9 protein-coding genes and 1 pseudogene are annotated in these 14,079 nt (G+C 65.6%); 4 read left to right on the top strand and 6 right to left on the bottom strand.

Annotated elements, in window-relative coordinates; all coding sequences use genetic code 11:
- Positions 1–29: 29 nt before the first annotated feature.
- The 4 genes from rimI to PX52LOC_RS03940 all read right to left on the bottom strand — a co-directional run bounded on the left by rimI (position 30) and on the right by PX52LOC_RS03940 (position 3,668).
- Positions 30–494 carry a ribosomal protein S18-alanine N-acetyltransferase gene (gene rimI, locus PX52LOC_RS03955; protein WP_246173647.1) on the bottom strand — a complete coding sequence of 155 codons (465 nt, stop codon included), beginning with the start codon at positions 492–494 and terminating at the stop codon, positions 30–32.
- 178 nt (positions 495–672) lie between these two features.
- Complete coding sequence (locus tag PX52LOC_RS03950) at positions 673–1,110, bottom strand: hypothetical protein (RefSeq protein ID WP_149108867.1); 438 nt, start codon at positions 1,108–1,110, stop codon at positions 673–675.
- Between the two features lie 26 nt (positions 1,111–1,136).
- Entirely contained in the window at positions 1,137–3,257 is a 2,121-nt protein-coding gene (locus PX52LOC_RS03945; RefSeq protein ID WP_149108866.1) for a CARDB domain-containing protein, read from the bottom strand.
- Between the two features lie 60 nt (positions 3,258–3,317).
- Entirely contained in the window at positions 3,318–3,668 is a 351-nt protein-coding gene (locus PX52LOC_RS03940; protein ID WP_149108865.1) for a nucleotide pyrophosphohydrolase, read from the bottom strand.
- Positions 3,669–3,886: 218 nt separating this feature from the next.
- Between PX52LOC_RS03940 and PX52LOC_RS03935 the strand changes: the two genes are divergently transcribed.
- The 4 genes and pseudogenes from PX52LOC_RS03935 (at position 3,887) to carB (ending at position 12,221) form a co-directional block, all read left to right on the top strand.
- Positions 3,887–5,797, top strand: coding sequence for a serine/threonine-protein kinase (locus tag PX52LOC_RS03935; protein ID WP_168218791.1), 1,911 nt, complete (start codon positions 3,887–3,889; stop codon positions 5,795–5,797).
- Between the two features lie 63 nt (positions 5,798–5,860).
- Positions 5,861–6,070: pseudogene (locus PX52LOC_RS03930) on the top strand (carbamoyl phosphate synthase preATP-grasp domain-containing protein); the annotation flags it as partial.
- Between the two features lie 186 nt (positions 6,071–6,256).
- Entirely contained in the window at positions 6,257–8,680 is a 2,424-nt protein-coding gene (locus PX52LOC_RS03925; RefSeq protein ID WP_149108863.1) for a serine/threonine protein kinase, read from the top strand.
- 136 nt (positions 8,681–8,816) lie between these two features.
- On the top strand, positions 8,817–12,221 hold the full coding sequence (gene carB / locus PX52LOC_RS03920) for a carbamoyl-phosphate synthase large subunit (protein ID WP_149108862.1): 3,405 nt from the start codon (positions 8,817–8,819) through the stop codon (positions 12,219–12,221).
- A gap of 87 nt (positions 12,222–12,308) precedes the next feature.
- On the opposite strand, the gene PX52LOC_RS03915 is transcribed toward carB, so the two are convergent.
- Together PX52LOC_RS03915 and PX52LOC_RS03910 are read right to left on the bottom strand one after the other, a co-directional pair.
- Positions 12,309–12,860 (bottom strand): hypothetical protein, encoded by a 552-nt coding sequence (locus tag PX52LOC_RS03915; protein WP_149108861.1) that lies wholly within the window; start codon positions 12,858–12,860, stop codon positions 12,309–12,311.
- A gap of 99 nt (positions 12,861–12,959) precedes the next feature.
- Complete coding sequence (locus tag PX52LOC_RS03910; RefSeq protein ID WP_149108860.1) at positions 12,960–13,982, bottom strand: DUF1573 domain-containing protein; 1,023 nt, start codon at positions 13,980–13,982, stop codon at positions 12,960–12,962.
- Positions 13,983–14,079 lie beyond the last annotated feature (97 nt).

Genomic DNA, 14,079 nt, shown 5'->3' with positions numbered 1-14,079 from the left:
CCCCTTCACCGTACTACCCCTTCACCAAGTCAGTTTTCTTCGAACTGCGCGATCCGGTTCACCGGCACGTCGTACTGTTCTTCTTCCTCCTCGACGCGGAATTCCATCAAGAAGGCGTCCTCGCCGCTGTCCTCGTAGTAGTCACGGAGGACGCGAACGGCCTTGAAGTCCTGGTTGCGGAAGAACAGTTGGGCCGCGAGGTTCCGTTCGCGGACGGCCAGGGTAATCTTCGACCGGCGATGGGTCGAAAGTTTGCCGATGAGTTTCTTCACCATGAGCCGCCCGATGCCCGTCCGCCGGACGTTCGGGGCGACCGCGAAATTCAGAATGTGCAGCTTACTCTTGTGCAACTCGTAAATCATGAACCCGACGATGCGGTCGTTCACCTCGGCCACCATGCCGATGCAGTTCCGCTGACGGAGGCAGCGGAGGAAGTCGTCCTCCGTCCACGCATACTCGAAACTGGCGACCTCCGCCTTCAGAACCTCCGCCATGTCACGTCGGATCATCCAACGGATGTGAAGCTTCCCGGCTTCCTTCGTCAAAGCACGTCCTGCGCCCATAAACAGACACCTCCCCCAACCGGCCGGTGTTAACCGCCCGGCAGTCTGTTCCGAATACCCACGCCACACCTCCCCGCCGGTTTCCCCAAACCGGCGGGAAGAATTTCGATCAGTGTTCTTGTTCGCCCATCACGGAGCGAAACCGTTCCTCGTCCCACGGTTGGCCCCACGGCCCGGCCTTCACGAGCAACCGGCTGAACCCCGGCCGTCCGCCGCGGGCGATCAGCCCCAACGCAACGCCGTCCCGCAGTACCGCGACGGACTCCCCGTCGGCCGACCATTGCAACGACCACTCGTAAGCGGTCGGTTCGGCACACAGGGCGTCGGCACTCGCATACCCCTCGGCCGCTGGTGGCGGCGCGGGCCGGTAGGATGCGACTTGCGACAACGACGGTGGCGGAACGCGGTTGTAGACCCAGGCATCGGCAATCACGCGATCCGTTCGCGCTTCGGTCAGGTACAACCAGGCGGAATTCCCGTCGTCTTCGAACGTCCCTCGCCGCCCGGAAACCGGGTGCTGTTCGCCGAGGAACAAGAGCTCGTCCATGTTTCGGCCCCGCGTTCACTCGGAACTCAGTCCTTGTAGAACCGCGTGCTCTCTTCCTTCGCGATCGGCGTCTTGATCTGATCGCACACCAACTGCACGCGGAACCGCTGGTCGCCGGCGGTGCCGCCCTTGACCTTCACCTTGAAGACGGCTTCCTTCTTGGTCTCCAGGGTCGCGAGGGCGTCGAACGTCACTTGCTGGCCCTGGCCGCGGGCCTGCGTCGGGCCGTTCGCGCCGGTCGCACTCGTGCCGTCCGCCAGGGTGGCGATGACCTGCACGTTGGTGCACGGGGCCGTCCCCTGGTTCACCACCTTGATTTCGTAGACGGCTTCCTTGCCGACCTCGACGGGGTCTTCCACGTCGAGAACCTCGAACCGCAGGGCGGCCACGCCCTCGGCCTTGATCGCCCCCTCGGCCTTCGCCTCGATCGTGCGGGCCACGCGGGCCGACGCCGGGGTGACGCCGGTTTCCGGCACTTCCGCCGACGACGCCTGGGCTTGCACCTTCACGCTGCCGTCCACGATGCCCGTGGCCCGGAGCTTGATCGCCACTTCCTTCTTGCCGCCGACGGCGAGGTTGCTGAGCTTCCAGGCCACGGTGCGGTTCGTCCCGTTGAACGTGCCCGAGTCGGTCGCGGAGACGAACTCGAAGCCCTCGGGAATGCTCGCCCAGGCTTGTACCGGCTCCGTCGCGGCCGAACCGGGGTTCGACAGTTCGATCTTGAACTCCGGTTCCGACCGCACGAGGCACTTCCCCGGGCCGGTGACTTTCGCACTCAGCATCGGCTCGACCACGGCGACGGTCGCCTTCGAGGTCTCGGCCGGGTTGCCGTCGGCGACCACCGAGAGCGAGCAGGTTTGCGAGCCGGACTTCGTCGCCAGGGTGCGGAGCGTGAGCGTCCGCGACTCGCCGGCCGGCAGGTTCGCGAGGTCCGTTTCGATCACGCTGCCCTGGGCGTGGTTCAGGCCGTCGCTCAGGTTGGCCTGGAGTTGCATCTTGCTGGCCGCCCCACTCCCGGTGTTCGACACGCGGATGGTGAAGGCGATCTCGTCGCCGACGCGGCTGGCTTCAACGGCGGACATCGCGAGGTTGATCTTTGGCCGCGTGACCTTGACGCGGGCTTCGGTGGCGGCCGAGAAGCTGAGGACGGCGCGGCTGCGGACTTCCCCTTCATCGGCCGGCTTGATCGTAACCTTGATCCGCTTTTCCGCCCCGGCGTCGAGCGTCCCGAGTTGCCACACGAGCTTGCCGGCGGCTTGCTCGGCGGCGGGCTCACTGGACATGTACTTCGCCCCGGCCGACGGTTCGTCCTCGACGCGGACGTTCGCCACGGCCGTGCTGCCGGTGTTGCGGACGACGAGTTCATACGTCAGCGGTTGGTTCACGCTGACTGATTCGGGGGCGACTTCTTCGAGCACCACGCTCGGCGTACTGCGGGTCGCGAGGCCGGCGATCGGGAAACTGGTCGGGGCCGGGTTGGCCGCCCCTGCCAGTGTCGTCGGCACGGCCGGCAGCGTCGCGGGTACGGGGGCCGTTGAGAGGGCCGGCGGTGCGGGCGGCGGCTTCAGCATCGTCGGGCCGGCCGCAGCGGGCGGGGTGAACGTCAGCGGCCGCGGTTCGGGCTTGATGTCGGGCAGCGAGCTTTCGACTGAAAGCTTGGGCGGCGGGAGTGGCGAGCCGACGGGACCGGGTGCGGGCACGGCCGTCGGGAGCACGGTCAGTGGCGGCGTCACGATCGGCGTGGCGATGATCGGGTCCGCGGCCAATTTGGGCGGCGAGATGGCGATCGGTTCGGACCCGCCGGCCTGCCGGACGGCGGAAGCATCGGGGCGGGTGCCGGACACCTGCCGCACGGGCACTTGCACCATGTCGGGGGTTGGCCCGGCGGTGACCGGCGACGTGAGCTTCGGCTTCGGGGGTGCCCAGTTCACCGGCTGGCCGTTAACCGTTGGCGCGCCGGTCGTCGCGGGCACCGGAGCCGGGGCCGCCGTACCGGGCACGAGGCCGGGCTGCGAGGGCGACACCTTCGACGGGTAGTATCCGTACTGCCCCGGCTCTTGTGCGCCGAGCCAACTGGTCATGGTCGTGGAGCCGAGGGCTCCGACTGCCAACGTCGGCAGAGCAACCCAGAACTTTCGGATACGCACGGCAGCCCCCTCCACCCGGTCTTCGTGTGAATCGAACCCGACCCGCTTCGCCCCCGCGAATCAGGTCCCTATCTCGGCCCCCGCCGGCGGCGGGTACTTGATTTCGTTCTTCCGCATCTTCGCCGCAATCGCGTCGCCGAGGTCGATCCCGGTGTGGTCGCTCAGAAGGAACACGATGTTCGCCACGTCCGCGAGTTCGTCGGCAACGGCCTCCCGTAAGGCGGGATCGTTCGCGGCCGCCACGCTCTCGTCGGCGGTCAGCCAGCGGAACACGTCGCACAGTTCGCCGACCTCGCTGGCCAAGGCCATCACGAGGTTCTTCGGCGTGTGGTACGGCTCCCAGCCTCGCACGTTGGCGAACCGGCGGATGCCGTCCTTGAGCGCCTGCACCGGCGTTGTGTCGTCGGCCATGTCCGGGTGCCGCCCCAACTGCACGAACCATTCCAAGCGGAAGGCGGGTTATAACCGCTCGTACGAATCTGTCAACGGAAGCTGTCGCGAATCGAAACCGAGGGGTTCCGAACGAAACCCGGCGCCCCGGATGCGACGTGGCCAATTGTTCGCGATTCGGGAGTTCCATTACAATGGTGCGAACCGATCAACATTCTGACCGGGAGCGAGAGCTTTCGATGAATCCACCGGAAGAAGTTCCTACGGAGTTGGCGAACCATCCCTCGTATGCCGACGTTCGCTTCCTCGGCCGCGGCGGCATGGGCGTCGTCTACCTTGCCCGCAATCGCTTCCTGGATCGACCGGAGGTGCTGAAAGTCCTGAACAGTTCGTACGCGAAGGACGAGCGTGTCCGGCAACGGTTCCTGCGGGAAGTGCAGATCGCGGCGAAGTTGCACCACCCGCACGTGGCGATGGTCTTCTCGGCGTTTCCGCTGTCGGACAGGCTCGTGATGGCGATGGAGTACGTACCGGGCGAGAACCTCGCGGAACTGGTGCGGCGGGCCGGGCTACTGACGGTGCAGAAGGCGTGCGCGTTCGCCTGCCAAGTCGCGGTCGGCTTGCAACACGCCCACGATCGGGGATTGGTCCACCGCGACATCAAGCCGGGGAACATCATCGCCACGGAACGGGACCGGAAGAAGCTGGTGAAGATCATCGACTTCGGGCTGGCGAAGGCCGGCCCGGGACAACTGACGGGACACGGCCTCACCCAGTCCGGTGCTGGCCTCGGTACCCCGACGTTCATGGCCCCCGAGCAAGCCCGCAACGCCGCCGGCGTGGACGGCCGGGCCGACCTGTACAGCCTCGGGGCGACCCTTTACTTCCTGCTCGCCGGCCGTCCTCCGATCGTCGGGGACAACGAGTACGACCAAGTTATTCGCCTGGCCACCGAGGAACCCGTGGCGATCCGGACGTTGCGACCCGATGTGCCGCCCGACGTCGCGGACGCAGTCGCAAAGTTGCTCCAGAAGAACCCGGCGGCGCGCTTCCAGGATGCGGCCGAGGTCGCGGCCGTGCTGCTCCCGTTCGCCCGCAAGAAGATCGTTTCGGACGACTCGACGCTCCCGACCTACCCGCAAAGTTCTCCGGCCTTCTCGACGTTCCCGCCCAGCGAGGAAACGAAGAAGCCAGACCTCGACCTTCGAACGGAGGAACTCCATCGTGACTGGTACCAGTACACGGAGGTGCTCGACACCACGGGGACGAGTTCGTCGTTCTTCGAGCAGTACGGCCCGCAACGCGCTGCGGCCTGGAAGCGGTTGGCGGAGGACGGCGAGCCGATGGCCATGCTGCTGTACGGCCGCTGCCTCGAGGACGGCCGGGGCATGGGGAAGAACGAGGCGGCGGCGGTGGCTTGGTACCGCCAGGCGGCCGAACGCGGACAGTCTTATGCCATGTTTAGCCTGGCCCTGTGCCTGGAGAACGGCCGGGGCGTGGCGAAGGACGAGATGGAGGCGATGGCGTGGTACCGACACGCGGCCGAGTTGGAACACGCGAAGGCGATGATCAACCTCGGCGTGTGCCGCCTGCGGCTCGGCACGGGTGGAGTAAAGAACGAGAAGGAAGCGGTGGCGTGGTACCGACGGGCGGCCGAACTCGGGAACGCGGACGGCATGATCTACCTCGGCGTGTGCTTGGCCGTCGGCAAGGGTGGGGTCAAGGACGAGGCGGCGGCGGTGGCTTGGTACCGCCAGGCGGCCGAGCTCGGGCAACCGTTCGCCATGTTCTACCTCGCTGTGTGCCTGGAAGCCGGTCGCGGCGTGGCGATGGATGAGAAGGCGGCCGTCGCGTGGTACCGCCGGGCGGCCGAACTCGGACAGGCCTCCGCGATGACCGGCCTCGGCATGTGCTTGCAAGACGGCATCGGCGTGGCCGAGGACGTGGCGGCCGCGAACGTCTGGTATCGAAAGGCCGCCGAACTTGGGGACGATCTCGGCCTTCGCTGCCTGATTGGCAACCTGAAATTTGGCTACGGGTTCGCGCGGCCGGACCTCGCGGAGGCCACCCGCTGGCAAGCCAAGCTCGACGCCCTGGCGAAAGAACAAGCCCCGGCCCCCTCATCTTGGAGATTGCCGTCGTCTCACTAAGCGAATGGGAGTTTGCGCCGCGAGGCCGACGTTTTCGCCGCACCCACGACGCTCTGGATACCAATGCCCAAGCGCACCGACATCAAGAAGATCCTGCTCATCGGTTCCGGTCCCATCATCATCGGTCAAGCCTGTGAGTTCGACTATTCCGGCACGCAAGCCTGCAAGGCCCTCCGCGAGGAGGGCTACGAGGTCGTGCTGGTGAACTCGAACCCGGCCACGATCGTGACCGACCCGGAGACGGCCGACCGCACGTACATCGAGCCGATCACTTGACAGGTCGTCGAGAAGGAAAAGCCTGGCGTGCTGCCGAAACGCCCACGCATCTTCACTCCCACTCCCAGTTCCCGAAAGGCCGACACCTTCACCCCGAATGTCGCATGGGCATTGCACACGGTTCGGGAATCGGATTACAATAGTGCGAGTCATTTCCTGTTCGGGCCGAGAGCAGGTGCGATCATGAATCCGCCGGGTAACATCCCACCAGAACTCGTCGGGAACTCGGCCTACGTCGATATCCGCGAACTGAACAAGGGCGGGATGGGCGTCGTTTATCTGGCGAAGAACCGCCTGATGAACCGCCTGGAAGTGTTGAAGGTCGTGAGCGCCGCGTTCGTGAACGACCCCGTTCTGCGGAAGCGGTTCCTGCGGGAAATCCAGGCGGCCGGGCAGTTGCTGCACCAGAACATCGTCGTCGCGTACTCGGCCCAGGAAGTCGGCCGGTCGATCATGATGGCGATGGAGTACGTGCCCGGCGAGAACCTCTGGGACCTGGTCACCCGGTCGGGGGCGTTGTCCGTTCGCCGGGCCAGCACCTTCGGCTACCAGATCGCGTCCGGGCTTCAACACGCCTTCGAGCGCGGCCTCGTCCACCGCGACATCAAGCCGAGCAACGTCATCTGCACGACGCAGAACAAGAAGACGTTCGTGAAGATCGTCGACTTCGGGCTGGCGAAACTCAGCCGGGAGAACCTCACGGACGGCAACCTCACGGCGACCGGCGCGAGCCTCGGCACGCCGCTGTTCATGGCCCCGGAACAAGCCCGCGACGCCGCGGCCGCGGACATCCGGGCCGACATCTACAGCCTCGGGGCCACGCTCTACTTCCTCCTCGCCGCCCGCCCGCCGATCACCGGGAAGAACTACAACGACATCCTCATCCGGCTCATCACCGAGGAGCCGGACACGCCCCTGCGGAAGTTGCGGTCCGACGTGACCCCGGAGTTGGCGGCGGTCGTCGAGCGGATGCTGAAGAAAGACCCGCGGGCGCGGTTTCAAACGCCGGCCGAGGCGGCCCAGGCGCTCGTACCGTTCTTGAAGCAGAAGTCTTCGCTCGACCCGGCGAAGCGGCCCGGCTACCCGCAGGCCGCCGGCGGCGTTCCGATCACGCGGAACATCATCGTGCTGGACGACGACGAGGACGTTCCCGACTCGGCCAACGTCTTGCCCCCGGTCGTCACCCCGGTGGCCCGGAAGATCGCCGTCCCGGTCGCCCGGCCGAGCCGCGCGGCCCAGGAGACGCCGCCATTTAACGAGACGGACCCGCGGCCGGTGGCGCGACCGCGGCGGCCCGTCGCGACGCCGGCGCGGCCGCAGAAAGCGCGGAAGCAGTTTTCACTGGCCCGCGTTCTGCTCCTTCTGCTCATCTGCGCGGCCCTCGGTACGGCCGGGTACGTCTCGCTCGAATACATCCAGGCGAAGAAACCCGCCGCGACCCCGCCAAAACCGTCGTCGGCCCCGGTCGTCATCCCTCCCGGCGAGGAGGCAAAGCCAGACGACGTGCCGTCGCCTTCGAAGTCCCCCGAGCCGGACTTCGGCGTGCCGCCGGTCACGTCCCCCGCCCCGCCCGTCACGCCGTTTGAGCCGGTGAAGCCCGTCCCGGAGCCGGAAGCGAAACCGATAGAGCCGCCCAAGAAATCGCCGCCGCTCGTCCGGCCCAATCGCGCGCGGATGCCCGTCGAGGTTCGGCACACGCCCGCCGCGTGCTTCCTGGCCGTGACCGTCGATGCGGCCCGGCTCAAGGCGAACCTGACCGCCCTCGGTGTGCCGGTCGAAACGGGAATCGCGAACGTCCGGGAGAACAAGCAGATCGACCTGGAGCAGTTCAGCCGCGGGACGATGGTCATCCACCCCGGCACGAGGGAGGGCAAGCAGGTTTTGCCGATCTTCTTCGCGACGACGGTGCCTGGTTCGCCGCCCGTCGATCTCCAAAAGGTGGTGTTCGGCAACGTCGAGGCGACAAACGCGATCCTGGCCGGGAAGGACGGCCTGAAGGGGAAGGGGGAGTTCGTCAACAAGGAGATGATGTTCGCCACGGCCTTCGATGATCGCAACGTCGCGTTCGGCCCCGAAAGCGCGATGACGATGGCCATCGAAGACGCCGCGCAAGGGGGCGAGTTGGCCGCGGAACTGGGTAAGGTCGATCGGAACCAAGACGTGGTGATCGTCCTGGCGATGAAGCCGCTGTTGACCGCGTTGGAAGAGGTTTACGGTGGCGTGGACAACGGCATCCCGCCCGCGGCCGAGCAATTCTGGACGGCGGCGAAGGGCCTCGACACGGCCCACGTTGCGATCAATTTGAGTGACGCAACCTTCCTCCGCGGAACCTTCCGGGCGAAGGACGCGGACGCGGCGGGGAAAATCCGGGACGCCCTCCAGAACGGCATGGCCCTCCTGTCACTTGCCCTGCCCGAGGTCAAGAAGCAACTCGACGCGCAGTTACCCCCGGAGGCGAGATCGCTCCTCACGGTGCTGGAGGCGATCGCGAAAAATTCGAAGTACGATGTGACCGGGTCCACGACGGTCTGGACCGTCGCGCGGCCGGCCGACTTCGCGAACCCGCCGGCCTCCCCGTTTCTGCCCCCGCCGGCATTCCCAAAGTAACGCCGGCCCGGTTGCCCCACCATTCCCATCTCGTTCGCCCCCGCGCACTTGGAGATTTTCGCCGGTTCCGTAGTGTAAGTGGAGTTTGCGCCGCGAGGCCGACGTTTTCGCCGCACCCACGACGCTCTGGATACCAATGCCCAAGCGCACCGACATCAAGAAGATCCTGCTCATCGGTTCCGGTCCCATCATCATCGGTCAAGCCTGTGAGTTCGACTATTCCGGCACGCAAGCCTGCAAGGCCCTCCGCGAGGAGGGCTACGAGGTCGTGCTGGTGAACTCGAACCCGGCCACGATCATGACAGACCCGGAGACGGCCGACCGCACGTACATCGAGCCGATCACCTGGCAGGTCGTCGAGAAGATCATCGAGAAGGAAAAGCCCGACGTGCTGCTGCCGACGCTTGGCGGGCAGACGGCCCTCAACACGGCAATGTCGCTGTGGAAGGAGGGCGTCCTCCGCAAGCACGGCGTCGAGATGATCGGCGCGAAGGCCGACGTGATCGACAAGGCCGAGGACCGGCAGAAGTTCAAGGACGCGATGCTGAAAATCGGCCTCGACGTGCCGAAGAGCCTCGTCGTTCACACGATGGCCGAAGCGGAAGAAGCGCGAGTCGCCATCGGCCTGCCGTGCGTCATCCGGCCGAGCTTCACGATGGGCGGCAGCGGCGGCGGCATCGCCTACAACCGCGAGGAGTACAACACCATCGTCTCCGGCGGCCTGGAACTGTCGCCGACCACGGAAGTGCTCATCGAAGAGAGCGTCATCGGCTGGAAGGAGTACGAGCTGGAGGTGATGCGCGACAAGGCCGACAACGTCGTCATCATCTGTAGCATCGAGAACCTCGACCCGATGGGCGTCCACACCGGCGACAGTATCACCGTCGCCCCGGCCCAGACGTTGAGCGACAAGGAATACCAGCGGATGCGCGACGCCGCGAAGATCATCATTCGCGAGATCGGCGTCGAAACCGGCGGCTCCAACATTCAGTTCGCCACCGACCCCCGCACGGGGCGGATGATCGTCATCGAGATGAACCCGCGGGTCAGCCGCAGCAGTGCGCTCGCGTCGAAGGCGACCGGCTTCCCGATCGCGAAGATCGCCGCGAAGTTGGCCGTTGGGTACACGCTCGACGAACTGCGCAACGACATCACCCGCGAGACGCCGGCGTGTTTCGAGCCGACGATCGACTACGTGGTCACGAAGGTGCCGCGGTTCACGTTCGAGAAGTTCCCGGAAGCCGACCCGACGCTGACGACGCAGATGAAGTCGGTCGGCGAGACGATGGCCATCGGCCGCACGTTTAAGGAGAGCTTGCAGAAGGCCCTCCGCGGGCTGGAAGTCGGCCGGTTCGGCATCGGCTGCGACCTGCGTGACCGCTGGGGCGGCGACAACCCGCCGTCGATGAGCGACATCAACGCGAAGCTGACGACGCCGAACAGCGATCGCATCTGGTACGTCCGCTACGCCTTCAAGGCCGGGATGACGATCGACGACGTGTTCGCCCGCACGAAGATCGACCGCTGGTTCCTGCAAAACATCTACGACCTGACGAAGTTCGAGGACGAACTGAAGGCCGGCGGGCCACTGGAGAAGGTGTCGCCCGACCTGATGCTGAAAGCGAAGCAGTGGGGCTTCACCGACCGGCAACTCTCGAACCTCTGGGGTGGCACCGACAGCGACATCCGCGCGAAGCGGAAGGCGATGGGCGTCGTCGCGGTGTTCAAGTCGGTGGACACCTGCGCCGCCGAGTTCGAGGCGTACACGCCGTACTACTACTCGACGTATGAGGCCCCGATCCGCGTTCTGTATCAGAAGCCGGAATCCCCTGTTGGAGTTGATCCATCTTCCGCTAAGATCGGCGATCAAGTTCCGGGAGCGCGGGAAGCGATACACGATCTGCGTCATTCGATCCATGATCTGGGTAGCCGGTTAGAGCCTGCCCCCGAAGACGAGATCCTTCCACCCACCGGCAAGGATCGCATCATGATCCTCGGCGGCGGGCCGAACCGCATCGGCCAGGGGATCGAGTTCGACTACTGCTGCGTACAGGCCGCGTTCGCGTTGCGGGCGGCCGGGTACGAAGTCATCATGGTGAACTCGAACCCGGAGACGGTCAGCACCGACTACGACACGTCCGACCACCTGTTCTTTGAGCCGCTGACGGTCGAAGACGTGCTGAACATCTACGACCGCATGAAGCCGAAGGGCGTCATCGTGCAGTTCGGCGGGCAGACGCCGCTGAACCTCGCGAAGGCGCTCGAAAGCCACGGCGTGCCGATCATCGGCACGAGCGTGGACAGCATCGACATCGCTGAGGACCGCAAGCGGTTCGCGAAGTTGATCGACGAAATCAAACTACAACAGCCGGCCAACGGCACGGCCGTCGATCTTCAACAGGCCCTCACCCAGGCCCGCAAGATCGGCTACCCGGTGCTCGTGCGACCGAGCTTCGTGCTCGGCGGGCGGGCCATGCAAATCGTGTACGCCGACGACGCCCTCGAAGGGTACATGAGCCGGGCCATCGACGTGTCGCCGGGCAAGCCAATCTTGATCGACAAGTTCCTGGAGAACGCCACGGAAGTCGATGTCGATTGTCTCAGCGACGGCACGCGGACGATCATCGGCGGCGTCATGCAGCACATCGAGGAGGCCGGCATTCACAGCGGCGACTCCGCGTGCGTGCTGCCGCCGTACAGCCTTCCGCCGGCCGTCATCGCTGAGATCAAGACGCAGGCGGTGAAGCTCGCCACGGCCCTGAAGGTCAAGGGGCTGATGAACATTCAGTTCGCCGTGACGGGGCTGATCGACAACACGACGCCGACGGTGTACGTGCTCGAAGCCAACCCGCGGGCGAGCCGGACGATCCCGTTCGTGTCGAAGGCCATCGGCGTGCCGCTCGCCCGCCTCGCCGCGCTCGTGATGGCCGGCAAAACGCTCGACCAACTCGGCGTGACGGGCGAGACGATCCCGAAGCACTACTCGGTGAAGGAGAGCGTCTTCCCGTTCAACAAGTTCCCGGGCGTGGACATCATCCTCGGCCCGGAGATGAAGTCGACCGGCGAGGTCATGGGCATCGACGTGAGCTACGCGATGGCCTTCGCGAAGGCCCAACTCGCGGCGTCGGCCGCCCTGCCGACCAAGGGCACGATCTTCATCAGCCTGGCGAAGCACGACAAGCTCGCGGCCGTGCCGATCGCGAAGCGGTTCGCCGAGATGGGCTTCCGCCTGCTCGCCACCCGCGGCACCGCGGCCGTGTTCCAGGAGCACGGCATTCCGGTGTCGGAGGTGCCGAAGATTCAGGAGGGCCGGCCGAACCTGCTCGACTACATGAAGAACGGCGAGGTGCAACTGATCGTCAACACGCCGAGCGGCCGCGGCCACCACACCGACGAGAGCAAGATTCGCGCGGCGTCGGTGTCCAACCGCGTGACGTGCATCACGACGCTCTCCGGGGCCGCGATGGCCGCCGACGCGATGAAGGCGCTGCGGGAGCAGGAGCTAACCGTCACGTCGTTGCAGGACTGGTTCCCGAAGTGACTTGGCGAGCCGAACTCCGTAAGGAGTCGGGTGAATCGCGGCGGCAACCAGCGATTCACCCGACTCCTTACGGAGTTCGGCTCGCCCTCATTCCTCGAACGCGAACCCGTCCAACCGCAGTTCGCGGTACACCTTCGGCCGCGGCGGGGCGAACAGCCCGTCCTTCGAGATGACCAGCCACTGCCGTCGCATCGCTCCGGCCGGTGGCTTCTCCCGTTGCGGCTGGCTGATTTTCACGCCCATCAGCCGGGCGGCCACGCGAACCGCCCGCACCGCCGACCGCACGTGCGGGCAGGTGCGATCATACAGCGTCAACCGTTCCGATTGGCATGCACTCGCGGGCGGAATCCGGCGATAGTGGGCCAGTGCGATGAGGTATTCGCCGGTACTCGGTACTTCGATGTCGATGTAGGTGTCTCCGGGGATGTGATCCGTCGCGTCGGAGCGGATGAACCCGAGCGAGAAGTGGGACGTAATTGGATGGAGCCGCATGATGCCGCGGCAATTCAACAGTTCTTCAATCAGTTCCGCATGCCGGGCCAACCGGTCAACCGTGTCTCGGCTCCAATGCGGAAAGTATTCCCCGTACATGGCCAGGACTTCAGCCCACCGCTGGCGGGTGGCGTAGTGTTCGTCCATCGGTGGGCCTCCGGATTGAACCTTCCATCATCGCCGGCCGTCGCCCGTAACGCAAGCGGCCGCGGCGAATCGCCGCGGCCGCAGGGGTTCCAGTCAGTATTACTGCACCGCTTCCAGTTCCACCGTCAGCGGGGCTTCACCCAGGTCGGTCTTGAGCTTCAGTTCACGTTTCCACGCGCCGGTGCCGACCGGCTTGAACTTCACCGTGATGATTTGCACCGGCGAGGCAACCTCGCCCGGCTCGATGGTCAGACCGTCGCCCGCGTCGGCAACCGCTTCCACCTTGAACGCCTTCGTCGCCCGCAGGATCACCTTCTGCGTTTGCTCGTCGCCGAGCTTCACGCCCTCGAACTTGACCTTCTCCGGGGCCACCGTGATCGGGGCTTGCACGACGCCGGCCACGTTGAACTGCAACAGCGACGCGGTCGGGTCGTTCGTCTTCAGCGTGATCGGTTCGAGAATCGTGCCGGCCGGGGCGTCAGCCTTTAGCGATACCGTGACCGCGAACTCCGGCCCCTTCGGGTCGGTCAGTTGCACGTCGAGCGGGCCGCTCGGCTTCACGACTTCCGTGATCTTCCAGTCCCGCATCTTGCCGACGTACTTGATCGTCACCACCTGGGCCGCCTTCGCCCCCTGCTGCACCACGCCGAAGTTGACGTGCCCCGGCGAGAGTTGCACGTCGGCCCGGCTGTTGGCCTGCACGCGAATGACGGCCGTCGAGACGTACTGCGGGCCGAACGTGACGTAGAACGTCTGCGCGTTCGGGCCGTTGAACTTCGCGGCGTTCATGGTCAGCACGATGTCGGCCGACTCGTTCGGTTGCAGCACCTTCTGCGGCGGGTCGGCGTCCAGGCACGTGCACGACTTCCGCACGTCGATGATCTGCATGGGCACGTCGTAGATGTTCGTGAACGTGAACTTGTGCGTCAGCATCGTGCCGTGCGGGACTGTCCCGAAGTCGTGGACGATGACCGACGGCGGGTTGTCCTTCTTGAAGAATTTGTTCGCCCACGGCACGAAAACCTGCGGCGTGCCGGTCGGTGGTGTGGGTTCCGCGGCCATTGCCAGCGGGACAAAGCCAAGGGCGAAGATGCCGAGCCAGGTGCGGTTGAGCCGTGCCATCCGTGAAGCCTCCGGTGCGTGTGTCCTCACACGCCGTTACCAGAAGAATCGGCCAGCTCTGTCAGCAATCCGCGGGGTTGTGACGGGCGAAGTGCGG

The organism is Limnoglobus roseus, assembly GCF_008254045.1.
In the GTDB taxonomy this organism is placed as follows: Bacteria; Planctomycetota; Planctomycetia; order Gemmatales; family Gemmataceae; genus Limnoglobus; species Limnoglobus roseus.
Note: the sequence above shows the minus strand (reverse complement) of the source record. Positions and strands in the feature narration are given on the sequence as shown.